General features: G+C 59.8%; 22 protein-coding genes. 7 read left to right on the forward strand and 15 right to left on the reverse strand.

Annotated features, from left to right (window positions below; all coding sequences use genetic code 11):
* The first annotated feature begins 199 nt into the window (after positions 1 to 199).
* Complete coding sequence (locus RS75_RS02395; RefSeq protein WP_045017003.1) at positions 200 to 877, forward strand: ZinT family metal-binding protein; 678 nt, start codon at positions 200 to 202, stop codon at positions 875 to 877.
* Positions 878 to 1,073: 196 nt separating this feature from the next.
* Here the strand turns inward: RS75_RS02395 and RS75_RS02400 are convergent, their stop codons facing one another.
* From RS75_RS02400 to RS75_RS02410, 3 genes are all read right to left on the reverse strand, one after another.
* Positions 1,074 to 1,892, reverse strand: coding sequence for an ABC transporter permease (locus RS75_RS02400; protein WP_045017005.1), 819 nt, complete (start codon positions 1,890 to 1,892; stop codon positions 1,074 to 1,076).
* Entirely contained in the window at positions 1,889 to 2,677 is a 789-nt protein-coding gene (locus RS75_RS02405; protein WP_045017306.1) for an ABC transporter ATP-binding protein, read from the reverse strand. Before RS75_RS02405 ends, RS75_RS02400 begins: the two co-directional genes overlap by 4 nt.
* A 249-nt stretch (positions 2,678 to 2,926) precedes the next feature.
* Positions 2,927 to 3,970 (reverse strand): ABC transporter substrate-binding protein, encoded by a 1,044-nt coding sequence (locus RS75_RS02410; RefSeq protein ID WP_045017007.1) that lies wholly within the window; start codon positions 3,968 to 3,970, stop codon positions 2,927 to 2,929.
* Positions 3,971 to 4,262: 292 nt separating this feature from the next.
* Here RS75_RS02410 and RS75_RS02415 point away from each other — a divergent pair, with 292 nt between their 5' ends.
* The 4 genes from RS75_RS02415 to RS75_RS02430 all read left to right on the forward strand — a co-directional run bounded on the left by RS75_RS02415 (position 4,263) and on the right by RS75_RS02430 (position 10,238).
* Positions 4,263 to 5,822, forward strand: coding sequence for a VOC family protein (locus RS75_RS02415; RefSeq protein WP_045017008.1), 1,560 nt, complete (start codon positions 4,263 to 4,265; stop codon positions 5,820 to 5,822).
* A 146-nt stretch (positions 5,823 to 5,968) separates the two neighbouring features.
* The gene (locus RS75_RS02420; RefSeq protein ID WP_045017010.1) at positions 5,969 to 8,743 is read left to right on the forward strand and encodes a DUF2339 domain-containing protein; all 2,775 of its coding nucleotides are present in this window, start codon (positions 5,969 to 5,971) and stop codon (positions 8,741 to 8,743) included.
* A complete protein-coding gene (locus tag RS75_RS02425; protein ID WP_045017012.1) occupies positions 8,740 to 9,384 on the forward strand; it encodes an HD domain-containing protein in 645 nt (214 codons plus the stop codon). The genes RS75_RS02420 and RS75_RS02425 overlap by 4 nt, the downstream gene beginning before the upstream one ends.
* 11 nt (positions 9,385 to 9,395) lie before the next feature.
* Positions 9,396 to 10,238, forward strand: coding sequence for an MOSC domain-containing protein (locus tag RS75_RS02430; RefSeq protein WP_045017014.1), 843 nt, complete (start codon positions 9,396 to 9,398; stop codon positions 10,236 to 10,238).
* Between the two features lie 230 nt (positions 10,239 to 10,468).
* On the opposite strand, the gene RS75_RS02435 is transcribed toward RS75_RS02430, so the two are convergent.
* Positions 10,469 to 11,203, reverse strand: a complete 735-nt coding sequence (locus tag RS75_RS02435; protein WP_045017016.1) for a class I SAM-dependent methyltransferase — start codon at positions 11,201 to 11,203, stop codon at positions 10,469 to 10,471.
* Between the two features lie 172 nt (positions 11,204 to 11,375).
* Between RS75_RS02435 and RS75_RS02440 the strand changes: the two genes are divergently transcribed.
* Positions 11,376 to 12,590, forward strand: a complete 1,215-nt coding sequence (locus RS75_RS02440; protein WP_045017018.1) for an MFS transporter — start codon at positions 11,376 to 11,378, stop codon at positions 12,588 to 12,590.
* A 6-nt stretch (positions 12,591 to 12,596) separates the two neighbouring features.
* On the opposite strand, the gene recO is transcribed toward RS75_RS02440, so the two are convergent.
* From recO to rpoZ, 11 genes are all read right to left on the reverse strand, one after another.
* Positions 12,597 to 13,361 carry a DNA repair protein RecO gene (gene recO, locus RS75_RS02445; protein ID WP_045017020.1) on the reverse strand — a complete coding sequence of 255 codons (765 nt, stop codon included), beginning with the start codon at positions 13,359 to 13,361 and terminating at the stop codon, positions 12,597 to 12,599.
* A gap of 56 nt (positions 13,362 to 13,417) precedes the next feature.
* Positions 13,418 to 13,795, reverse strand: coding sequence for a response regulator (locus tag RS75_RS02450; RefSeq protein ID WP_045017021.1), 378 nt, complete (start codon positions 13,793 to 13,795; stop codon positions 13,418 to 13,420).
* A gap of 135 nt (positions 13,796 to 13,930) precedes the next feature.
* Positions 13,931 to 14,683, reverse strand: a complete 753-nt coding sequence (locus tag RS75_RS02455; RefSeq protein ID WP_045017022.1) for a Crp/Fnr family transcriptional regulator — start codon at positions 14,681 to 14,683, stop codon at positions 13,931 to 13,933.
* Positions 14,684 to 14,771: 88 nt separating this feature from the next.
* Positions 14,772 to 15,722 (reverse strand): GTPase Era, encoded by a 951-nt coding sequence (gene era / locus RS75_RS02460; RefSeq protein WP_045017023.1) that lies wholly within the window; start codon positions 15,720 to 15,722, stop codon positions 14,772 to 14,774.
* 77 nt (positions 15,723 to 15,799) lie between these two features.
* Positions 15,800 to 16,519, reverse strand: coding sequence for a ribonuclease III (rnc, locus tag RS75_RS02465; protein WP_045017024.1), 720 nt, complete (start codon positions 16,517 to 16,519; stop codon positions 15,800 to 15,802).
* Positions 16,516 to 17,262: a signal peptidase I gene (gene lepB, locus RS75_RS02470; protein WP_045017028.1), complete on the reverse strand. Its 747-nt coding sequence runs from the start codon at positions 17,260 to 17,262 to the stop codon at positions 16,516 to 16,518. Before lepB ends, rnc begins: the two co-directional genes overlap by 4 nt.
* Positions 17,263 to 17,472: 210 nt before the next feature.
* Positions 17,473 to 17,877: a holo-ACP synthase gene (gene acpS, locus RS75_RS02475; RefSeq protein ID WP_045017029.1), complete on the reverse strand. Its 405-nt coding sequence runs from the start codon at positions 17,875 to 17,877 to the stop codon at positions 17,473 to 17,475.
* Positions 17,874 to 18,452 (reverse strand): DUF2062 domain-containing protein, encoded by a 579-nt coding sequence (locus RS75_RS02480; protein WP_045017032.1) that lies wholly within the window; start codon positions 18,450 to 18,452, stop codon positions 17,874 to 17,876. Before RS75_RS02480 ends, acpS begins: the two co-directional genes overlap by 4 nt.
* A gap of 446 nt (positions 18,453 to 18,898) precedes the next feature.
* Positions 18,899 to 19,045 (reverse strand): hypothetical protein, encoded by a 147-nt coding sequence (locus tag RS75_RS02485; RefSeq protein WP_052679647.1) that lies wholly within the window; start codon positions 19,043 to 19,045, stop codon positions 18,899 to 18,901.
* Positions 19,046 to 19,241: 196 nt separating this feature from the next.
* On the reverse strand, positions 19,242 to 21,476 hold the full coding sequence (locus RS75_RS02490) for a RelA/SpoT family protein (protein WP_045017308.1): 2,235 nt from the start codon (positions 21,474 to 21,476) through the stop codon (positions 19,242 to 19,244).
* A gap of 131 nt (positions 21,477 to 21,607) precedes the next feature.
* Positions 21,608 to 22,000 (reverse strand): DNA-directed RNA polymerase subunit omega, encoded by a 393-nt coding sequence (gene rpoZ / locus RS75_RS02495; protein ID WP_045017311.1) that lies wholly within the window; start codon positions 21,998 to 22,000, stop codon positions 21,608 to 21,610.
* A gap of 390 nt (positions 22,001 to 22,390) precedes the next feature.
* On the opposite strand from rpoZ, the gene RS75_RS02500 reads away from it, so the two are divergent.
* On the forward strand, positions 22,391 to 22,960 hold the full coding sequence (locus RS75_RS02500) for a LabA-like NYN domain-containing protein (RefSeq protein ID WP_045017313.1): 570 nt from the start codon (positions 22,391 to 22,393) through the stop codon (positions 22,958 to 22,960).
* The last annotated feature ends 55 nt before the right edge of the window (positions 22,961 to 23,015 follow it).

A 23,015-nucleotide genomic window follows, 5' to 3' on the forward strand; every position in this document is an offset into this window, starting at 1 on the left:
TGAGCGCGCGCCCGACCGCTCCCTTCTCCATCCATTCTGTTTCATACGAAAGCCGGCCCAGTGCCGGCTTTCGCCATTTTTCGCGCAAGGGTGGCGACAGGCGCTCTTGCGTCTGGCGAAAGACGTGTTTATACGACCTATTCGTAATGTTATTACATTACTAATCTTTCGATTTTGGAACATACAAAGGGGCAGAACAATGCAAAAAACCATCACCCGCGTCACCGGCGCGCTTGCCATCGGTTCCATGCTGCTGATGACAGCCTCGGCACTGGCAGCCGGAAACGACAAGGCCGCCTCCGCGCATAGCCATGACCACAGCCACGGTCAGACCGAGGCCGAGAAGCAGATCTACAAGGGTTATTTCGAGGACGCCCAGGTGAAGCCGCGCACGCTTTCCGACTGGGAAGGCGACTGGCAATCGGTCTATCCCTATCTGCTGAACGGCTCTCTCGACCCCGTCATGGCGGAAAAGGCCGCCCATGGCGACAAGAGCGCCGAAGAATACCGCGCCTATTATGCCATCGGCTATAAGACGGACGTCAACCGCATCGTCATCAAGGGCAACAGCTTCTCCTTCTATCGCGAAGCCAAGCCAATCGAGGCAACCTATGCCGACGATGGCTATGAAATCCTCACCTATAAAAAGGGCAACAGGGGCGTCAGGTACGTTTTCAAGAAAACCGGTGGGGACGAGGCAGCCCCGCAATTCGTCCAGTTCAGCGATCACACCATCGAGCCTGCCAAGGCCGGCCACTACCACCTCTACTGGGGCAACGACCGCAAGGCGCTGCTCGATGAAGTGACCAATTGGCCGACCTATTATCCGTTTATGATGGACGGCCCCGAGATCGTGAAGGAAATGTCGGCGCATTAAGAGCGCGGGCTCGCGGCCTTCCGCAGCATTGATGATGGATTGACCGGCTGCGGTTTTCGCCTTCTCCCCGAGGGAGAAGGTCGCGGCAGCGGGTTGAGGGGGCAAGCCCTCGGCTTGTCGCTGACGTTGTCCCCTCATCCGACCCTTCGGGCCACCTTCTCCCCGGCCGGGGAGAAGAAACGAGCCGTAACCGTCTTCACTGCCCCATGGTCGAGCGATGCGCCCAGCCGGTCATGCGCCTTTCTAGCCAGGCCATGATCGCGTACATGACGATGCCTTCCACGGCGAGCATCAGCAGGCCGGCAAAGACCAGCGGCACATTGAACTGGCTCTGGGCCGAACTCATCATGTTACCGAGGCCGTAATTGGAGGCGACGGTTTCCGATACGACCGAACCGACGAAGGCAAGCGTGATGGCGATTTTCAGCGAGCCGAAAAAATAGGGCATGGAACGCGGAATGCCGACCTTCAGCATGATGTCCATCTTCTTCGCGCCGAGTGCGCGCAGCACGTCCTCCGTTTCCGGCTCGATGGTGGCAAGGCCGGTCGCGACATTGACGACGATGGGGAAGAAGGAGATCAGGAAGGCGGTCAAGACGGCGGGCACGGTGCCGATGCCGAACCAGATGACGAGAATTGGAACCAGCGCCACTTTCGGGATGGCATTGAAGCCGATCATCAGCGGATAAAGCCCGGCATAAATGGTTTTCGACCAGCCGATAAAGAGGCCGATGGCGAGACCGGCGGCGACCGCAATGGCGAAGCCGAGCGTCGTCGTATAAAGCGTCTGCAGCGAATTCTTCCAGATCGGCGACCAATATTGCACGATGGCCTGCCCGACCCTGACCGGCGACGGCAGAATGGTCGGCGGCATTTTCAGCGCGTAAACCAGCAATTCCCACAGGACAAAGAGCGCCAGCGTATAGAGCCAGGGCGCGGCTTTCACCCAGTTGACCCGGTCGATCAGCGGCTTTGACGGCGCGACCGCCACGTTGCTTTCAACAATCGCGCTCATGCCGCCACCCTCGCCTGCGCTATTTCGCCATGCAGTTCCTGCACCATGTCGTTGAAGCCCTTGTCATACATGATATCGAGCTGGCGCGGCCGTGCGAAAGGCACACGGTGTTCCGCCAGCACGCGGCCCGGCCTTGCGCTCATCACGAAAATCTTGTCGGCCAGAAATGTCGCTTCGCGCAGATCATGCGTTACAAGAATGATGGTGACGCGCTGCGCCGTATGCAGATCGCGCATGACGCACCACAGTTCCTCGCGGGTGAAGGCGTCGAGCGCGCCGAAAGGCTCATCCAGCATCAGAAGATCCGGCTCATGGATCAATGCGCGGCAAAGATTGGCGCGCTGCTGCATGCCGCCGGAAAGTTGCCAGGGATATTTCGATCCGAAGCCTTTCAGGCCGACGATCTCGAGCAGCCGCTCTGCTTTCGCAACATATTCAGCCTTGTGAGCGCGCAGGCGTCGGCGATGTTTCTCGACGATCTCCAGCGGTAGCAGGATATTTTCGAGCGTCGTGCGCCAGGGCAACATCGTCGGGTTCTGAAAGGCCATACCGACAATCGAGACCGGCTCCGTGACCTGCCGCCCGGCGACGATGACATTGCCCCTCTGCGGAATATGCAGTCCCGTCACCAGCTTCATCAACGTCGATTTGCCGCAACCGGACGGGCCGACGACCGCCGCGAACTCACCCTTGTCGACCGTCAGGTTAAGACCGGAGACGGCCAGCGTTCCATCCGCCCCGCCGTAACGCATGTCGACATTGTCTATTTCCACGAGATGTGCCATCGCAGTCCCCAATTTTTTGGCGCGCGCAGGCGGCACCATCATCCTCGCCTCAATTTCGAAGCAATCGCAAACGCCCGGCGTCGCGGCAGGTATCTTCTCCCCGCCGGGGAGAAGGTGGCCCGAAGGGTCGGATGAGGGGGCACCCTCTCGATCTATCACCGACCTCGCCCCCTCATCCCGCTGCCGCGACCTTCTCCCCCTCGGGGAGAAGAAGCGAGTGGCGCTCGCTCGCGTCATCGTTTCCTCCCATCAGGGAAGCATGCGCTCTTCCTTGGGCGGCAGGTAGGTTGCGTCGAAGACCTGATCCGCCTTGACGTTGCCCTTCAGACCCATGGAAACTTTCAAGGTCTCGAGGGAGGCTGCAAGCCGGGCCGCATCGACGCCGCCCATGCCGTTTTCCACCACGTAGGGTGTCTTGATGTTCATGCTGTTGGCCATGTTGAGGCGTTCAAGCTCGATGGCGCTGTCGAGCGTCTCGTTGCGCTTGAGCACGGCCGCCACACCCTCTTCCGGGGTCTTGACGGAATCGGCGAAGCCCTTGGCCAGCGCCTTGATGAACCCCTTGACGGCTTCAGGGTTTTTCTCAGCGAAATCAGTGTTTATCAGCACCGCGTTGCCATAGAGATTCAAGCCGTGCTCGGCCATCAGTATGGTTGAGATATCGTCGTCGGCAATGCCCTGCTTCTTGAGATTGAGGATCACCGAGAAGGCGAAACCGAAGACGCCGTCGACATCACCCTTGGCGAGCATCGGTTCACGCACCGGAAAACCGATCGATTCGATCTTGATCTTGCTGTCATCAAGACCGGCGACCTGCTTGAAGGCCGGCCATTGCGCAAAAGCGCCATCCGGCGGCGGCGCACCGAGTTTCTTGCCCTCCAGCGATTTCGGATCGCCGGTGACACCCAGCGACTTACGGCCGACGATGGCAAATGTCGGGCGTTCATAGACCATGTAAACGGCCTTAACCTTCTGGCTCGGGTCTTCATCGAGGAATTTCATCACCGAGTTGATATCGCCGAAACCCATCTGGTAAGCGCCTGTCGCCACGCGCGGAATGGCTTCCACCGAACCATTGCCGCTGTCGATCGTCACGTCGAGGCCTTCGGCTTTGAAGTATCCCTTGTCCAGCGCAAGCAAGAAACCGGCGGCGGGACCTTCGAATTTCCAGTCGAGCGTGAATTTCACCGGCGTTTCGGCATGCGCGCCAGTCGCGGGCAGCGAAATACCGGCGGCGACGCCAACAACGGCGATAGCTAAAGCTCTGGACAACAACCTACGCGTTAATATCATCTATTCCCCCTGATGGTTCTGTTTGGTTTGGTTGCATAAGACCCAATTCCAACCATCAAGGCAAGACAAAATTGCATACAAAATAGCCGTAAATCTGTATGCTTATTTTATAGTCATAAATGATCGATGCAAAGGCAGAAAGCCCGATTTCTGCGCATCCCGCATGCAACGAAGCCACGGGCATACCGTTCACGCAGAGAACACAGCGTTCTCATTTGTCGGGGTTGCGGATCAGGGGCAGCGTGAGACAAATAGAGCTACGAACAGCAGGCGAAACGGGCGGGGCGGCAAGATGAATTCTGCACTGGGCATACACCACATCACGATGATCACCCGGAAGGTGCAGGCGAATGTCGATTTTTACGCCGGCTTCCTCGGCCTGCGGTTGGCCAAGCGCACCGCGGGCTTTGAGGACGCCATGCAGCTTCACCTGCTCTATGGCGATGACATCGCCTCGCCCGGCTCCCTTCTGACATTTCTCGTCTGGGAAGATGGCGGTCAGGGCCGCGTCGGTTATGGCCAGACGCTGGAAGTCTCGCTGGCGATCGATCCCGCCAGCATCGGCTTCTGGCTGACGCGGGCGCTGAAATTCGGCATCCGCACTGAGGGACCGTCCGATGAATTCGGCGCTCCGGTCATTCGGCTGAAAGATCCTGATGGCTTGATCGTCAAGCTGGTCGGCACTCACGCTTTTCCCGACGCCACGCCGCACGAAACGGACGACATTCCCGCAGAAGACGCCATTCGTCGTATCTATGGCGCAACGATGCTGAGCGAGGTGCCGGAAGAAACGGTGGCTTTCCTCACCAGACATTTCGACTATCGGCAGGAAAGTCAGACTGGCGCGATCCGCCGGCTCGTTTCGCAAAGCGGCGATATTATCGAAGTGCGTGACGCCACCGGTTTCTGGTCCAGCGCACCCGGCACCGGCACCGTCGATCACATCGCTTTCCGCGCAAAGGATATGGATGAGCTGAATGCGGTTCTGACCGGGCTGAAATCGCTGAATTCCAGCCCCACAAACGCCCATGACCGCAAATATTTCCACTCGCTTTATGTCCGCGAACCGGGCGGAGTGCTGATCGAAATGGCGACCGATGGCCCCGGCATGACAATTGACGAGCCGTTGGAAGCGCTCGGCGAAAAACTGTTCATTCCCCCACTCTTCATGAAGGACGAGGCGGATGTGCGCGTCGCGCTGCCGCAGTTCTCGATGCCGGGTGAAGAGCGCATCGTCTATCGTGACCTGCCCTTCGTGCACCGCTTCTATACGCCCGAAAAGCCGGATGGCAGCACCATCATTCTGCTGCACGGTTCCGGCGGCAGCGAAACGAGCCTGATGCCGCTGGCACACCGGGCGGCTCCGGGCGCTACGCTTCTCGGCGTTCGCGGCCGCAGCACGGAAGAAGACGTCGCCCGCTGGTTCCGGCGCTTCCCCGATTTCAGCTTCGACCAGAAGGATATCGTCTCAGAGGCGGAAGCCTTTGCCGCCTTTGTCGACAGCGCTATCAGCTCCTATGGTCTCGACCGTTCGAAACTGCGCTTCATCGGCCATTCCAACGGCGCGAATTTCTACGCGGCCTTTGCGGCGCTTCATCCGGAATTCGCCGGCGATGCGCTGCTCTACCGCCCGATGCCGGTTCTCGATGCATGGCCGGACACCGATCTTACTGGCCGCAATTTCCTGCTTGTCGCCGGAGAACGCGACAAATATCGCGACAGGGCGGACGACTTGCGGAGCAGGCTTGCGGAAGGCGGCGCGGAGGCGCAGGTGGAGACAGTCGAGGACGGGCACGATCTCGGGCTTGCCGATATCGAAGCGGCACGGCGCTGGCTGGCGGCGGCGTCCTGATCCAGAGCAATTGCATATGGACCGAGCGAGTGCGGCTTCTTTCCTCTCCAGAAGAAAGAAGCCGCAACACCGCGCACCGATCAACCGGGCCTTGCATAAATTCGCCAAAAGGGCTTTAAAAACAGCTTCGTAAATGGAGAGTCTGTTTGGAAATCCCGTTTCTCATCCTCGCCCTCATCGCGGCCTTTATCTACACTCTGGTCGCGAGCATCCGCAATTCAAGCCGAATCAAGTCTCTGGAGCGTGAGGTTCACGACCTGAAGCGCCTGATGGCGACAGGGGTGACCTCTGCTCTTGCCGCACAGGCGGAGACGACGGCATCCGTGGATAATCCGGATTTCAAGGCGGAAGAGGAAAACCGGGCGTTGCCGGAAGACGAGTTCGTCGAAACGGAATATCCACCCGAAACCGAAGTGGCCACCGCGACGGAGGAGGAGGAGGAAGACCTTGCCAGCGAGAAAGAGGCCCTTGCGCTTTCCAGCGAGGCAACCTCCGCGCCGGCTGCGAAGGAGAGCTTCGAAAGCCTGCTCGGCGCGCGCTGGGCCGTCTGGGCGGGCGGACTGGCGCTGGCGCTCGGCGGCATTTTCCTCGTCAAATATTCGATCGAGGCGGGGCTGCTCAGCCCGGCCGTGCGGCTTTCGCTCGCCGCCATTTTCGGCCTCGTTCTCGGTTTTGCGGGAGAAGCGATCCGCCGCAAGGCCGTGCCGGGCATCGCCACGACTTACTCCAACGCCATGATACCGGGTGTGCTGACGGCGGCCGGCGCGCTGACCCTGTTCGGCGTGATTTATGCGGCCTATGGCATTTACGATTATATCGGCAGCGGCACGGCTTTCATCCTGCTCGGGCTTGTCGCCTTCGCCACCATTGGCCTGTCGCTTCTGCACGGACAGGCGCTTGCCGGTCTCGGTCTTTTGGGTTCGATGCTGACGCCCGCGCTGGTTTCCTCCGAAACCCCGAATATCTGGGCGCTTTTCATCTTCCTGACCATCTCCTGGCTGGCGACCGCCGTGGCAGCGCGCAGACAGCGCTGGACCGTAGTTCCGTCGCTCGCCAGCGCCGGCCTCGGCCTCTGGGCGCTCGGCTATATCGCCATCGCGGAAACGCTTCTGGCGGCTCCGCCGACGCTTGCCCTGCTCATCATGCTGGCCGGCACCATTTTCCTATGGCCCGGAAAACATCTCGATACGTCGCCCGTCGAGGCCGACGAAACCGCCACGTCCGAGCGGCGCGCCGTTCGCGCCATGCGGCTTTTGCTGCGCCCGTCGCTGGCCATCAATCTCACCGTATCGATGGCCGTGATCCTGCCCGCAATCGGCTTCCTCTATACCGAGGGCAGTATCGACACGCATCCGGCGCTGATCGTTTCAGCACTCATCGCATCGCTTGCGGCCCTTGGTGCTTCCCGCCACTACGCCGTATGGCCCGCCATTATCGCCGCATTCGGCGCGCAGGCTGCGGTCTCGCTGATGTCGCAGCAGGCGCTCGATCTCATCGGCGTCATCAACGATACCCCGATCGCGCTTCCCCCTGTTGGAACGGGCTATACCGCAGCAATCGCCATGGCGCTTTGCCTTGGCGCCATCCTTCTCCTCTGCGGTTTCTCATTCCTGAAACGCAAGGGCGCGAACGATCCGGATTTCGCCCAGCTCTGGGCGGGGATCGCAGCGCTGTTCCCGGTCTGGCTCGGCACGGCGAGCTTCGTCGAATATGGCAATCTCGGCCGCGACTGGCTGCACGCGGCCTATGGTCTCGGCCTCGGCCTCGCACTCATTGCGGCCGCCGAATGGCTGCACCGGCAAAACAACGAAGCCTATCGCAAGCCGCTCAACATCCTCGTGCTCGGCTCCTTCGCCGCCTTTGCGCTCTGCCTGCACACGCTGACGGAAGGGCTGGTAACGACCGTGCTGCTCTCCGTCATCGGCTTCGGTTACGTACTGGCAACCCGCCATCGCAACTGGGATGTGCTGCCGTGGGTCATGGCGGTGGCAAGCGTCGCCGTTCTTGGCCGCATCGCCTGGGAACCGACCCTCGTCGGGCCGCAAAATCTCGGCACCACGCCGGTCTTCAACGCGCTTCTGCCGGGTTACGGCATTCCGGCGCTGCTCGCCATCGTCTCGGCCTGGTTGCTGCGCGACTGGCCGGGCTTTAGGGCGAAGAACTTCCTGCAGGCCATCGCCAGCCTGATGGGACTGCTGGCGGTCGCCATCCTCATCCGCCATGCGATGAATGGCGGCACCCTGGATAACAGCGTGCCGACGCTTGGCGAACAGTCGATCTATACGCTGCTGACCATCGGTTTTTCCGGCGTGCTGATGACGCTCGACCTCAAAAGCCCCAGCCCCGTCTTCCGTTACGGCTCGATGATTGCCGGCGTGATCGCCGTCATCAACGTGCTGACGATGCATTTCTTCACGCTGAACCCCTATTTCACCGGCGAGAACACCGGCCGCATCCCGTTCCTCAATCTGCTGCTGATCGGTTATCTGCTGCCGGCGCTTGCCTATGGCGGCCTTGCCTGGTATGCGCGCGGCAAACGGCCCGCCGCCTATGTCAACCTGCTGGCGGTGGCGGGTGCCGCACTCGGTTTTGCCTGGGCCACGCTTTCGGTCCGCCGGTTCTGGCAGGGCGAAAACATCGCCGACTGGAAGGGCTTCCTGCAGGGCGAGACCTACAGCTATTCGGTGGTCTGGCTGTTGATCGGCGTGCTGCTGCTCGTCGTCGGCTCGCGCTTCAACGCCCGCAGCCTGCGTCTGGCATCCGCTGCCTTCGTGCTGATCTCCGTCGCCAAGGCCTTCCTGATCGACATGAGCAACCTTGAAGGCGTGCTGCGGGCGCTGTCCTTCATCGGGCTTGGCGCAGTGCTGATCGGTATCGGCCTGTTCTATCAGAAAATCCTCACCCGGAAGCCGCAGGCATGATCGCGGCTGAGGCTTTTGCGCCCTTCGAGGCGCTTGCGCAGGAACTGATCCCGCACGCCGCCGATGCGGGCGACGGCTCGCACGACCTCGCCCATATCCACCGCGTTTTCCGCAACGCCATGCGCATCCATGCGGGCGAAGGCGGCGATGGCACGGTGCTGGCGGCCAGCGTGCTTTTGCATGATTGCGTGGCGGTGGAGAAGAACTCGCCGCTTCGCGCTGAGGCCTCTCGCCTTGCGGCGGAAAAGGCGTCCGGCATTCTGGCCGGGCTTGGCTGGCGGCAAGCCGACATCGACGCTGCCGCGCACGCCATCACCACCCACAGTTTTTCCGCCAATATCGAGCCGCAGACGCTGGAGGCAAAAATCCTTCAGGATGCCGACCGGCTGGACGCCATCGGCATGGTGGGGGCGGCGCGCTGCTTTTATATTGCCGGGCGACTGGGCTCGAAGCTTTACGACCCGGCCGATCCGCTGGCGAAGGACCGGCCACTTGACGACCGCGCCTTTGCCATCGACCATTTCGAAACCAAGCTGTTCAAGCTCGCGGACGGTTTCCGCACCAAAACAGGACGAGAACTGGCAAAGGCCCGCCATGAGCGGCTGAAACAGGTGCTGGACCTGTTTCTCGACGAAATCTGAGGGGACCAGGAATGCGTGTGACCGAACTCAATATCTACCCGCTGAAAAGTGCGCGCGGCATTGTCCTCTCGCAAAGTGATGTCACGCCGGAAGGCCTGCCCGGCGACCGGCGCGCCATGCTTACCGACCCTTCCGGCCATTTCATCACCCAGCGCGAATTGCCTGAAATCGCCACGATACTGGCGCGGCATGAAGATGGCGGCATGGCGCTTTCGCGGGATAAGAACGGCGAAATTTTCGCCAGACCATCCGGACAGCGCATGGATGTGGCGGTGTGGAAATCGATCGTCAGCGCCAACCTTGCCGATGGCGAGACCAACGACACGCTTTCCGCATGGCTCGGGCGCGAGGTCAGGCTGGTGTTCTTCGACGATGCCTCAAAGCGGATTGCGAGCCTCGAATGGACCGGCAACGAAACGCCCGTCACCTTCGCCGACGGGTATCAGATCCTCGTCACCACCACCGCCTCGCTGGCCGCCCTTAACGACAATATGCGCGCCAATGGCGAGGACGCAGTCGGCATGGAGCGGTTCCGGCCCAATATCGTGCTGGAGACGGACGAATCATGGGCGGAGGATCGCTGGGCAGCCATCGAGATCGGCGGCATTCGCTTCGATCTCGTCAAACCCTGCGCCCGCTGCATCATGACCACGCAGGACCAGACAACCGGCTCCCGCGATGTGCCCTCCCCGATGAAAGCCATGGGCCGCATCCGCATGTCCGGCGACCGGCGCGTGCCCGGCCCGCTATTCGGCTGGAACGTCACGCCGCGCGGCGAAGGCAGGCTTGCGATTGGCGACGTGGCAAAGGTGGTTGAGGAACGCGCTGACGGCTGGGCGATCAAGAGGCGCTAAGCCGGTCCGACCTCTCTCCCTCATTCCTGTGCTTGTCACAGGAATCCAGCCGACGCGCGTCTGCGCGGCGAAATAACTCCTTTCAACCCAAGGACTTGGGCTGGCTGGATCCCTGTGACAGGCACAGGGATGAGGAGAGCACGGAGCACTATGGATAACGGCAAGCTTCGAGAATGACGCACCCATCTCAATCATAGAGCCACGCCGGCAATGCAACGCACGGCGCAATGTCACGCCTTACGCGCACCGACGATCAGGAAAATCGGACGGCGGTCTTCGTGTTTCATTTCCGGCCGCTCTGCCAGCAGGGCTGGATCGGGCCTCGGCTCCGCCAGCCGCGTTATGGCAAAGCCGGCGGCCAGCAGGGCGTTCAGAATACCTGAGACCGTGCGGTGATATTTGACGACGTCGTCGGCCATCCAGTTGGAATGGCGCACGCCCTCGTTCTGGTAGTTGTCGAGCGGCCAGTGCAGGATTTCGCCATCCTCGCCATAAAACCAGTCCTGTTTCTCCAACGCCGTGAAAACCGGATGCTCGATGGAGAAGACGAAATCACCCCCGGATTTCAGCACACTGAAAACCTTGGCGAATGCGACGTCGAGATCGCGGACGTAATGCAAAGCGAGAGAACTCAGCACCAGATCGAAGCTTCCCGGTGCAAAATCGATGTCCTCGATCGCGGCGCGGCGATATTCGATGCCTGGTCCGCCGTTTATCTCGGCGGCGCGGCGCAGCATCTTCTCCGAAAGATCGACGCCGACGACATGCGCCGCGCCCTGCTCCGCCGCATGACGGCAATGCCAGCCGAAACCACAGCCGAGATCGAGAATGGTCTTGTCTCTCAAAGCAGGCAGCATGGCGCGCAGCTCGTGCCATTCACCCGCCTGCCTCAACCCCTCCAGCGAGCGCGGCATGGCGCTGTAGCGCTCGAAAAACTGCGGGTCGTCGTAAATATTCTGCTTCATCATCGTTCTCCGGCCCCGGCTGCCATGCGGGCATCCCATCAATCGCATGAATAATGGCCGTCAAGAAAAGTCGCTAGTGGGAAGGCATGACAAAAGATAATGTTCCTCCCATCAAAGGGGAATTCTGCAGCACATTGTCCCAAGGGCGTAGGCTGCAGCGGGAGAGCTTTTCATGTCGCAAGCCACACGCCAGACCATGCCATGGGTCATTATCGCCGCCGGGTCGCTGATTGCGGTCATGACCTTCGGGCCACGATCGGCCATGGGCTTTTTCCAGCTGCCCATGCTCGCCGATACCGGCTGGGACCGTTCCACCTTCGGTCTCGCCATGGCATTGCAGAACCTGTTCTGGGGTCTCGGCCAGCCCTTCTTCGGCGCCATCGCCGACAAGTTCGGCACGGGTCGCGTGCTCGTGCTGTCAGGCTTTCTTTATGCGGCCGGCCTCATCTGCATGTCCTTCGGCACCTCGCCCTTCTGGCTGCATTTCGGCGGCGGCGTTCTTGTCGGGCTTGGCATCGCGGCCGGTTCCTTCAGCGTCATCCTGTCGGCCTTCGCGCGCCATGTCACACCGCAGCAGCGGTCGTTTGCCTTCGGCATCGGCACGGCAGCGGGATCGGCGGGCATGTTCCTGTTCGCGCCGATCAGCCAGGGCCTGATTTCCACCTATGGCTGGTCGGACAGCCTAGTCTGGCTTGCCGTTATGATGATACTGGTGCCGCTGCTGGCCTATCCGATGCGCGGCAACTCCTCTTCCGGCAGCCAGTCACAAACGCAATTCAAGCAGACGGCGGGCGAAGCGCTGAGGGAGGCGCTCAGTCACAAAAGTTATCTGCTATTGACCACCGGCTTTTTTGTCTGCGGTTTTCAGGTGGCCTTCATCACCGCGCATTTCCCCGCCTATCTCGGCGATATCGGCATCGAACCGCGCTATGCGGTGATAGCCATGGCGCTGATCGGTTTCTTCAACATCATTGGATCGCTTGCCGCAGGCGTCATCGCCCAGCGTTACTCGAAGCCCTATCTGCTGGCCTATATCTATATTGTCCGCTCGATTGCCGTTACCGCGTTTCTGCTTCTGCCGCAAACGCCGCTTTCCGTCATAATCTTCGCGGCGGTGATGGGCATCCTCTGGCTTTCCACCGTGCCGCCGACCAATGCGCTGGTGGCGATCATGTTCGGCACGCGCCATCTCGGCATGCTGGGCGGCGTCGTGTTCCTGTCGCACCAGATCGGCTCGTTTCTCGGCGTCTGGCTGGGCGGTTTTCTTTACGACCGGCTCGGCTCCTACGATCTCGTCTGGTGGCTCGGCGTCGGTATGGGGATTTTTGCGGCTATCGTGCATTGGCCCATTCAGGAGCGCCCGGCGCCGCGCCCGGCAATGGCCTGATCGGGATCAAACCGCCTTATCGAGCGCAGGCGGCATCGCCTTGCGCTCCAGCGCCTTCAGCGCCGCGTGCACGAAACCGTCGCGGGCGGTATTTTCATTGAGGCCGCGCGGATCATAGACGTGGCGATTGAGGAAATGGCCGGTGAGGCGAAACGCAGCCGCGAGGCTGTCGCGATCGGCCGCCTTCGACTGGCCCTCACCGAGAAAGGCCGGAAGCGAAAGCATCCGCTCCGCATAGGGCGCGCCCGCCGTGCGGCAGACCGCCCTGCCCGTTTTCGGCGATACGTAAACGAGATCGGTGCGCAGCCCCGTCGCCGCGCATTCGGTAAGATCGAGACCGAAACCGAGATCGTTCAGCACCGCCAGCTCGAAACGAACGAACAGTTCTCCGGCATCAACAGGATCGTGGAGATTGTCGAGAATGACGTCGAGCGCCTGATAGAGATGCGGATGCGGATCACGCTCCGGCAGAAGCCTGAGCAGCGCGCCCATGGCCTGCACGCCGTAAACGGCGGTCGCCGTTTCCATCAGCTGTGCTGCCCGCAATTGCAACGGCTCGATGCGGTATTCGCCGAGATGATCATGAAGACGCGCGCGCCAGATGACATCCACCCGGTTTCCCGCCTGCAGCACCGGCTGCATGCTGCGGGAGCGCCCGGAGCGCACCATCCCCAGATGGCGGCCGCGCGAACGGGTCATCACCTCGGCGATGACGCTTGTCTCGCCGTGGCGTTTTACGCCAAGAATGATTGCCTCGTCCTGCCACTGCATGAAACGTGTCCGAATTCCGATTCAGGCCCGATCATACCCGATCTGGCGGCGAAACGTTATTCTTTTACCGCGCCATCGCCCACGCCGACGAGCCTGAGGACGAAATCGACGATTTCATTTTCCCCGAAGGGTTTGCCGAGCAAGGGGGCGTCCGAAAGATCGTCGGGAAAACCCGTCGTGTCGCCGTAACCGCTGACGAAACCGAAGGGAACGCCCGCCTCGCCCAGGAGGCGCGCGAAATCATAGCTCGTGCCGTCGGACAGGCTGACATCGAGAAGCACGCAATCGGCGCCATCCTCATCGACAGCCTGCCTCGCCTGCGCGAGCGTCGTGGCGATGACGACGGTTTCGACGCCCATCGAGTGGAGGACCGATTCGACATCGAGCGCCACCAGATATTCATCCTCAACGATGATCACCCGTTGCGGCACCATATGTGTTCTTCTTTCAATGTGAGCGAAACCAGCGAATTGCATGTCGCTGCCTCCAAAATGATTTTCGAGCGCCATGGGGCAGCAATCGCAAATTATCGCCCGACCGTCATTTAAAAAAGACATATGGATTGGAGATCAGATGAAGGGTCTTTGTCGCTGTTCGTCGCTTTGCCAGCCAGCCACATGGGCCAGCCCCGCAGCGTCCAGCACCAGACAGCCCTTGTCGGTCCAGCGGATCAGACCGCGATCGACGAGCTTTCTCAGGGTTTTGTTGGTGTGGACGATGGAAAGGCCGAGCGTATCGGCAACGTGCTGCTGGGTCACCGGGATCGGTGTTTCGCCCTGCATGAGACGGGCCGCCTTCGCCCTGCTGTAGAGAAACGCGATGAGGTAGGCGGCGCGTTCCAGCGCGGTGCGCCGGCCGATGCTGAGGAGATGGTTGTCGAGCATCCGCTCCTCGCTCGCCGCGATCCACGTCAGGTCATAGGCAAGGGTCGGATGATCGGTGAAGAGGTTGTTGAGGCGCGACCGCTCGAAGACGCACAGGGTGACCGGCGACAACGCCTCCACCGAATGCTGCATCTCCCCCATCACCGTGCCCTGCAGGCCGACGAGATCGCCCGGCATGACATAGTTGAGGATCTGCCGCCTGCCGTCCTCCAGCGTCTTGTAACGGAAAGCCCAGCCGTGCAGCACCGTATAAAGATGGGCGCTGTGCGAGCCTTCCATCAGGATCAGGGAGCCGCTTTCGACCGCAAGTTCCCCCGTCTTGAAACGGGAGACGAAATCGAGTTCGGAAGAGGAGAAATCCCTGAAATGCGGCAAGTCCCGCAAGGGACATTGCTGGCACGGCGTGGTGGAAATTCCATTCTGTTTTTTTGACGACATGAATATCCGTTATCGAAAAAAGGTTGCGCTCAATTCATTGAACAACCCGCCCGAACGTGTTCGGTTCCCGATAAAACGTTGAAGATATTCAGTTTCGCGGAAATTCCAGGCCCATTTCGCGGAAGCGCTCGGGATCGTCGCCCCAGTTCTCGCGCACCTTGACGAACAGGAAGAGGTGGACCGGCTGCTCGAGGATTGCAGACAGCTCCTTGCGCGAGGCGGTGGAGATCGCCTTGATCGCATCACCGTTCTTGCCCAGAGCGATCTTCTTCTGGCTGTCGCGCTCGACATAGATCACCTGCTCGATGCGCACGGAGCCGTCCTTGCGCTCTTCCCACTTCTCCGTCTCGACATGCGAGGCGTAGGGAAGTTCCTGATGCAGCCGCAGGAACAGCTTCTCACGGGTGATTTCGGCGGCGAGCTGGCGCATCGGCAGATCGGAAATCTGGTCTTCCGGATAATACCACGGGCCTTCCGGCAGGGTGTCGACCAGATAATCCATCAGGTCTTCACAGCCCGAACCGTTGGTGGCCGAAATCATGAAGGTGCGGTCGAAGGTCACGTTCTCGTTGGCGGCGGCGGCAAGCTTCAGAAGGTCTTCGCGCTTCACCTGGTCGATCTTGTTGAGGCAGAGGATTTTCTTCTGCGGAACATCCTTCAGCCCCTCTAGGATCGCTTCCGCATCACCCTTCAGGCCGCGTTCGCTGTCGATCAGAAGCAGGATGAGATCGGCATCCTTTGCCCCACCCCAGGCCGAGGTGACCATGGCGCGGTCGAGACGGCGCCGTGGCTTGAAGATGCCGGGCGTATCCATGAAAACGATCTGCGCATTTTTGTGAATGGCGATGCCGCGCATCACCGCGCGCGTCGTCTGCACCTTGTGGCTGACGATCGAGACTTTTGCGCCCACCAGCCTGTTCACCAGCGTCGACTTGCCGGCATTGGTCGGGCCGATGAGGGCGACGAAACCGGAACGGGTCGGAAGGGCGATGTCTTCGCCGGCAACGGCGGGATTTTCGTGATCGGTCATGATATCCATCAAGGTCAGAGGTATTCAACATGCGGCCACAAGGCTCGCTATGCGCTCGATTTTAGCGCCCCATCGTCGGGGGCCGCTCAGTTCTGGGTGGTGCTCTTCTGCCAGACGCCTTCGCGTTCCAGCAATCTGGTTGCCGCCACCTGCTCGGCCGCGCGCTTGGAGCGCTCGACACCGGTTTCCGGCTTCACGCCGGGAATTTCCACCGTCACGGTGAAGCTGGGATCGTGATCCGGTCCGGAGCGATCGTCAACCCGATAAGAGGGGGTGGTCGCAAATCTGGCATGCGCCCATTCCTGCAATTCGGTCTTGGCGTCACGCCGTCCGGCATCCACGCTCGTCGCGCGGCCTTGCCAGTATTTCAGAACGAACTTGCGGGACGCTTCCAGCCCGCCATCCAGATAGATGGTGGCGATCAGGCTTTCGACCACATCGGCGCGCACGTTCAGCATCGCCTTGCCGGTCAGCTTCTTCACATCCGATCCGGTGCGGATGAAATTATGCAGGCCCATCTCATCGCCGATCGCAGCGCAGGACTCAGCGCTGACAAGCTGGTTCAGGCGAACGGAAAGTTCGCCTTCGCTGGCGTTGCGGAAGGTGGAAAACAGCATTTCGGCAACGCAAAGGCCGAGCACACGGTCACCCAGAAACTCCAGCCGCTCGTAATTGCCGGCCGCGGCAGAGCGGGCGCTGGCATGGGTCAAGGCCCGGTCGAGCCGGGCCTTTTCCTTGAATTCATATCCGATCAACGCTTCGAGACGGGAAATTTCCGCAATCGAAAGCGGCTTGGTCTTGCTCATCCCACAACCTTGAAGAGGCGGTCCCAACGCATGTTGGACGGCCATTCCCAAATGCGGCTGAACGCCGTGTCGTTGCCCAGCGAGAAGAAGATGACGCTGGCGCGGCCGATCAGGTTTTCTTCCGGCACGAAGCCGACGTCGAAACGGCTGTCGAGCGAATTGTCGCGGTTATCGCCCATCATGAAATAATGGCCTTCCGGCACCACGAATTCACGCGTGTTGTCGCCGCGCGAATCGGGCGACTGGTCGAGCGTGTCGAAGGTGACGCCATTATCCAGCGTTTCGCGGAAAACCGGCACATTGGCGCCCGGATCGGCACGGTAATCGGAGGTGAAGGTGCCGTCGGGCTGCTTCGGCACCGGCTGGCCGTTGATGAACAGCACGCCGTTCGTCACCTGGATGCGATCACCGGGCAAGCCGACGAGACGCTTGATATAATCGACTTCAGGATTGGGCGGCAGGCGGAACACAACCACATCGCCGCGCTTGGGCTTGCTGAATTCGAAGATACGACCGGAAAACAGGTTCGGCGAAAAGGGCAGCGAATATTTCGAATATCCGTAGGAGAACTTGTTGACGAACAGATAGTCACCCACCAGCAATGTCGGCATCATCGAGCCTGATGGGATCGTGAAGGGCTGAAACAGAACAGTGCGGATGACCATCGCCAGCAGGAGCGCCTGAATGATGACCTTGACGTTTTCCCAAAGGGCGTTCTGCTTCTTCTCAGCTTTTTCGGACACTTAAAGACCTGCCTGATTGTTTACCGGTTCCTCCGATTTTACGAAGGCATCCGGGCCGTTGTCTGGGCGCGTTTGCGGAGGATGACGCGTTTTTCACGCAGCCGGCAACGCTTTCATATTTCTGCGACTTCTCTAGAACCTTTCCAGCCCGAAGGGAAGCGCTTCTGTCATACGCCTGCAAATAGGCCGCCAATACGGCGGGCACGGGCATCAGTCGCTCACGGCGAGCGCCTCGATAATCACAAACGCCTGAGCGTAGGGGAAATCGTCCGTGATCGTCAGGTGAATATTGGCGCGATGACCGGCGGGCAGCATGGCGGCCAGCCTTTCCGCAGCACCGTTGGTGAGCATCATGGTCGGCTTGCCGCCCGGCAGATTGACGACCCCCATGTCCCTCCAGAAAACACCGTTCGCGAGACCGGTTCCAAGCGCCTTGGAACAGGCTTCCTTGGCGGCGAAACGTTTAGCATAGGATGCCGCGCGGTTCTTGCGGCCATCGGATTTGGCACGCTCGATATCGGTAAAACAGCGATGCGTGAAACGTTCGCCGAAACGGGTGAGCGAATGTTCAACGCGGCGGATATCGATCAGGTCGCTGCCCAATCCAATGATCATTTCAACATCTCCAGAGACGCATTTTTATTGGCGGCGCGTTGCGCGAGACCTTCCATCTTGCGGCGCTGAAAACCGCTGATGAGGTTGTAGACGGCAAAATAGGCGATCACCGCGCTGACGGCGGCGGGAAGAAGAGCACCGATGACCATGGGTTCCAGCACCGGCGTCCATATCTGCCGGAATTCGAGATGGCTGAACAGCGCGACGAAGTCCACATGCGCCGCACCTGCCTCCTTCTGCCGGCCGAGGAGGAAATGTCCCAGCTCCCAGGTGGAGGCCCATATGAACGGAAATGTCAGGGGATTTGCAAAGGTGGTGCCGAGCGCTGCCGCCACGAGGTTGACGCGCATGAGGAAACCGAGCGCTAAGGCGATGATGATGTGAACGCCGAGAAACGGCGTCCACGCCACGCCGATACCAAGCGCAACGCCGGCGGCAATCGAATGTGGAGAGGCGGACAACCGCAGGAGACGCAGCTTCATATAGCGCAGCGAACGGGTAAAACCCGCGCGCGGCCAGAAGAGGTCACGAATCTTCTCTAAAAAACCAACGGGTTCACGGCGGCGAAACGGCATGGGGGCAGTCTATTTCATCGTCCCGGCTGAGCCAAGAGCATCGTATAGGACACAGGGATCTTTTGCAGGCGTATTTTCTTCCGTCATTCCAGGCCTTTAGCTGGAATTCCGCCGACACCGCGCGGCGTCACCAGATGAATACGAACCTTGCAGAACACTCTGACGTCATCCTCGGGCTTGTCCCGAGGATCTGCAACCGATTGATTTAATTCAACGTGATTAGATCCTTGGGACAAGCCCAAGGATGACGTCGAGGAAACAAGCACCCTCTCGCCGTCAAATTCGTTGCAAAAGCAGCACGCCCTGTCATTTAGACCGGACAGCAATGAACACCCGTTTGTAGCGTGCATTCAGATAGATTTGCGAAACGCAGGATGCACTGGCCGATAACGGCTGCACCGGCTTATCGCATACGCATGGCGAAAGGCTGCCATGCGCTGAGTGCATTACCGGCGGAACATGCCGCGGTCGATTTCGCGCTGACGGAATTCGAGGTCGACATTCGACACGGAGCCGCTGAGATATTCGAATTCGCGTTCCTGAGTGGTCTTGCCACGAACAGCACGGGCGATCTTGCGAAGGGGAGTAAACATGGTTTCATGTCCTTTCAGTTTGGAAGTGGCGTTTCTCATCGGTGAAGAACCACCGGCACGCCGCGTTTTCCGTTTTCAATTTCTGAAAGGAAGATAGTCGTAAACCACACCTGCGACCAGAGACAGGAAAAGGCCGCTGCCATGCGTTCAGCGCATAACAGCAGCCTTCGATGACATCAGAATGATCAAAAATGCCTCAATCGAAGGCACGCGTGACAGTCGATACGCAATCGAGATCCTTGAGCTGCGACAATAGCTGGTTCAATTGCCGCAAATCCCAGACTTCGACATCCAGCGCCAGTTCGGAGAAATCCGTGCCGATGCGGACCATGTTGAGGCCACGTATATTGACGTCCAGCGTCGCGATCGATTGTGCGACGGAGGCGAGCGTGCCCGGCTCGTTCAGCGCATTGATCATCACCCGCGCCATGAAACGCGACTTGTTCGCCTCATCCAGATCCCAGCGGACATCGATCCAGCGCTCAGGCTCATCGTCGAAACGCTGCAACGCCGGCGCCTGAATGGGATAGATGGTGATGCCCTTGCCTTTTTCCATGATGCCGACGATGCGGTCACCGGGAACGGCGCCGGCGGCACCGAAATGCACGTCGACATTGCCGGAAAGGCCACGGATGGGCAGCGGATCGGGTCCATCAAGCATTTCAGTCGCGCCATCGTCCTCCAGAACGGAGCGCGATTTTCCGGGGATCTTGAACACCATGCCGGAAGCGCTGCGCATGTTGAACCAGCCGTCGTCGCCGGTCATCTTCACCGTCACGCGCTCGTCCTGGTAATCAGGATAGACCGCACGCAACACATCGAGCGAGGAGACCTCGCCGCGCCCGACAGCGGCGATCGCGTCTTCCACATCCTTCTGCGCCAGGCGATGCAGCACGGGCTTCAGCGCGTCACGCGAGAAGGCTTTGCCGGCACGCTCGAAGGTGCGTTCCAGAATACGATAGCCGAGGCCGGAATATTGCTTGCGGATGGCCATGCGGGTGGCGCGGCGGATGGCCGAGCGGGCCTTGCCCGTCACAACCACCTCTTCCCATGCGGCAGGCGGCACCTGCACGCCCGAGCGGATGATCTCCACCTCGTCGCCGTTGTTAAGCCGGGTCACGAGCGGCATGATCCGCCCGTTGATCTTGGCGCCAACGGTGGTGTCGCCGATATTGGTGTGCACCGCGTAAGCGAAGTCGATGGGTGTCGCGCCGCGCGGCAGCGCGATCAGCTTGCCCTTGGGCGTGAAGCAGAACACCTGATCCTGAAACAGTTCCAGCTTGGTATGTTCGAGGAACTCTTCCGGGCTGTCGCCTTCGGCCAGCGATTCGATGGTGTGGCGCAGCCAGGAATAGGCGTTGCTTTCCCGTGAGAGCAGATCGCCCTCCCCGTTTTCGCCGTCCTTATAGAGCGCATGGGCGGCAATACCGAATTCGGCGATCTCGTGCATGCGCTTGGTGCGGATCTGCAACTCGATACGCTGGCGCGAGGGGCCGACGATGGTGGTGTGAATGGAGCGATAGTCGTTCTGCTTCGGCGTGGAGATGTAATCCTTGAAGCGGCCCGGCACCACGCGCCAGCGGGTATGCACGATGCCCAGCGCCCGGTAGCAGGCGGGAATATCATCCACCAGAATGCGGAAACCGTAGACATCGGAAAGCTGCTCGAAGGAAAGCGACTTCGACTGCATCTTGCGGAACACCGAATGGGGCTTCTTCTGACGCCCCTTGACGTTTGCCCCGATCAGGCCGTTCGCGACAAGAAGCTCGCGCAACTCGTCCTCGATCTTCTTGATCAGCCCCTCGTTGCGCGTCTCCAGTTCCTGCAGGCGGTTGGTCACCGTCTCATAGGCTTCCGGGTTGAGATAACGGAAGGACAGGTCCTCCAGCTCGTCGCGCATGTCCTGCATGCCCATGCGGCCGGCAAGCGGCGCATAGATTTCCATGGTCTCTTCGGAAATGCGGCTGCGCTTGTCGGCCGGCATATATTCCATGGTGCGCATATTGTGCAGGCGGTCGGCGAGCTTGACCAGAAGAACGCGCACGTCGTCGGAAATGGCCAGCAGCAGCTTGCGCAGGTTTTCGGCCTGCTTGGCCTTGCGGGTCACGAGATCGAGCTTCTTGAGCTTGGTCAGCCCTTCCACCAGCCGGCCAATATCCTCGCCGAAAAGCTCGTCGATCTCAGCGCGGGTGGCGGTGGTGTCCTCGATCGTATCGTGCAGCAGCGCCACCGCGATGGTCGATTCGTCGAGATGCATTTCCGTCAGGATGGCGGCAACTTCCAGCGGATGCGAGATATAGGGGTCGCCATTGGCCCGCTTTTGCTGGCCGTGTTTCTGCATGGCATAAACATAGGCCTTGTTCAGCAGGGCCTCATTCGCATCCGGTTTATATTTTTGAACTCGCTCGACGAGTTCGTATTGCCGCATCATGCGATATTCCACAAAAAGAAAGCGCGCCAACCCGAGGGTCGGCGCACAATGCTGCATCAATAAGGATCAGATTATGACGGCATATATTGACAGACGGTAACCACCGCCCGCCAATGGCGTCATAAAGTTAATCAATAGTCGTCATTTTTTTCCGGCGGCACAAGGCCTTCGATACCGGCCAGCAGTTCTTCTTCCGACATCTGGTCGAAAGTGACGGTTTCCGGCTGGTCGTCGTCTTCGCCATCGGTAGAGGCCGAGGCTGCGAGCGTGACCGGATCGGGCTCCGGTTCGTCCACTTCCACATGCTTCTGCAGCGAATGGATGAGGTCTTCCTTCAGATCGTCAGGCGAAAGCGTCTCATCGGCGATTTCGCGCAGCGCCACGACCGGGTTCTTGTCGTTATCGCGGTCAATCGTGATGGACGAGCCCTGGGAAATCTGGCGCGCACGGTGGCTGGCGAGAAGGACCAGCTCGAAACGGTTGTCTACTTTATCAATGCAATCTTCTACTGTGACGCGGGCCATTGCCTGTCCTTTATGGGTCGTGATGTCGCCGATCAAAGCGCCGTGCGTTCTTGCGGATGCACAAGGGCCACTCTAACCTATTGAATCTGCGCCTCGTGATTTGCGAAAAACACTAATGATCTCTCGCGACGGTGCTGTCCGGCTTCCGATACAGCCATTGGCCGCGGAATTCAAGTTTTTCCTGTGTTTGGCGTCTTTTGGCACCTTATTCGCCAAGTTTGGCGGCTCGGGAACAAAATGTCTAGCAGATTTGTCTTGGAATACGCGGGAAGGTAGCTTACTTAAAACGCAACGGCGATGCGCGAAACTCGTTGAATACGACATATTTTTTCGCTTTCGACCGGAAATAAAAGCCAGGCAATGGCCTTTCCAAAAAAGGAATGGGATGGAATGTTCGATCCACGGGAGAAAATTGCGCTCTTTATAGACGGAGCCAATCTTTATGCAGCATCTAAAAGCCTAGGGTTCGATATTGACTATCGCAAGCTTCTAAAGGCGTTTCAGAAGCGCGGATACCTGCTGCGCGCCTATTATTACACCGCCTTGATCGAGGATCAGGAATATTCCTCGATCCGTCCTTTGATCGACTGGCTGGATTATAACGGCTACAAGGTCGTGACGAAGCCGGCGAAGGAATTCACCGACGCGCTCGGCCGCCGCAAGATCAAGGGCAACATGGATATCGAACTCGCTGTCGATGCCATGGAACAGTCCGAGACCGTCGATCATCTGGTTCTGTTTTCCGGCGACGGCGATTTCACCAAGCTGGTGGACGCCATTCAGCGCAAGGGCCGCAAGGTTTCCGTGGTTTCCACCATGGCAACGCAGCCCGCAATGATTGCCGACGATCTGCGCAGGCAGGCCGATCACTTCATTGATCTCATGACCTTGAAGGCCGAAATCGGGCGTGACCCGAACGAGCGCCCTGCCCGCCACGTCGAAAGCCCGGAAGCGATCTGATCCGGTCTTTACGAGGCTCACACAATGAGAACGCGTCCGTCTGAAAAGACGGGCG

The sequence above is a fragment of the Rhizobium nepotum 39/7 genome (assembly GCF_000949865.1).
GTDB classification, from domain to species: Bacteria; Pseudomonadota; Alphaproteobacteria; order Rhizobiales; family Rhizobiaceae; genus Agrobacterium; species Agrobacterium nepotum.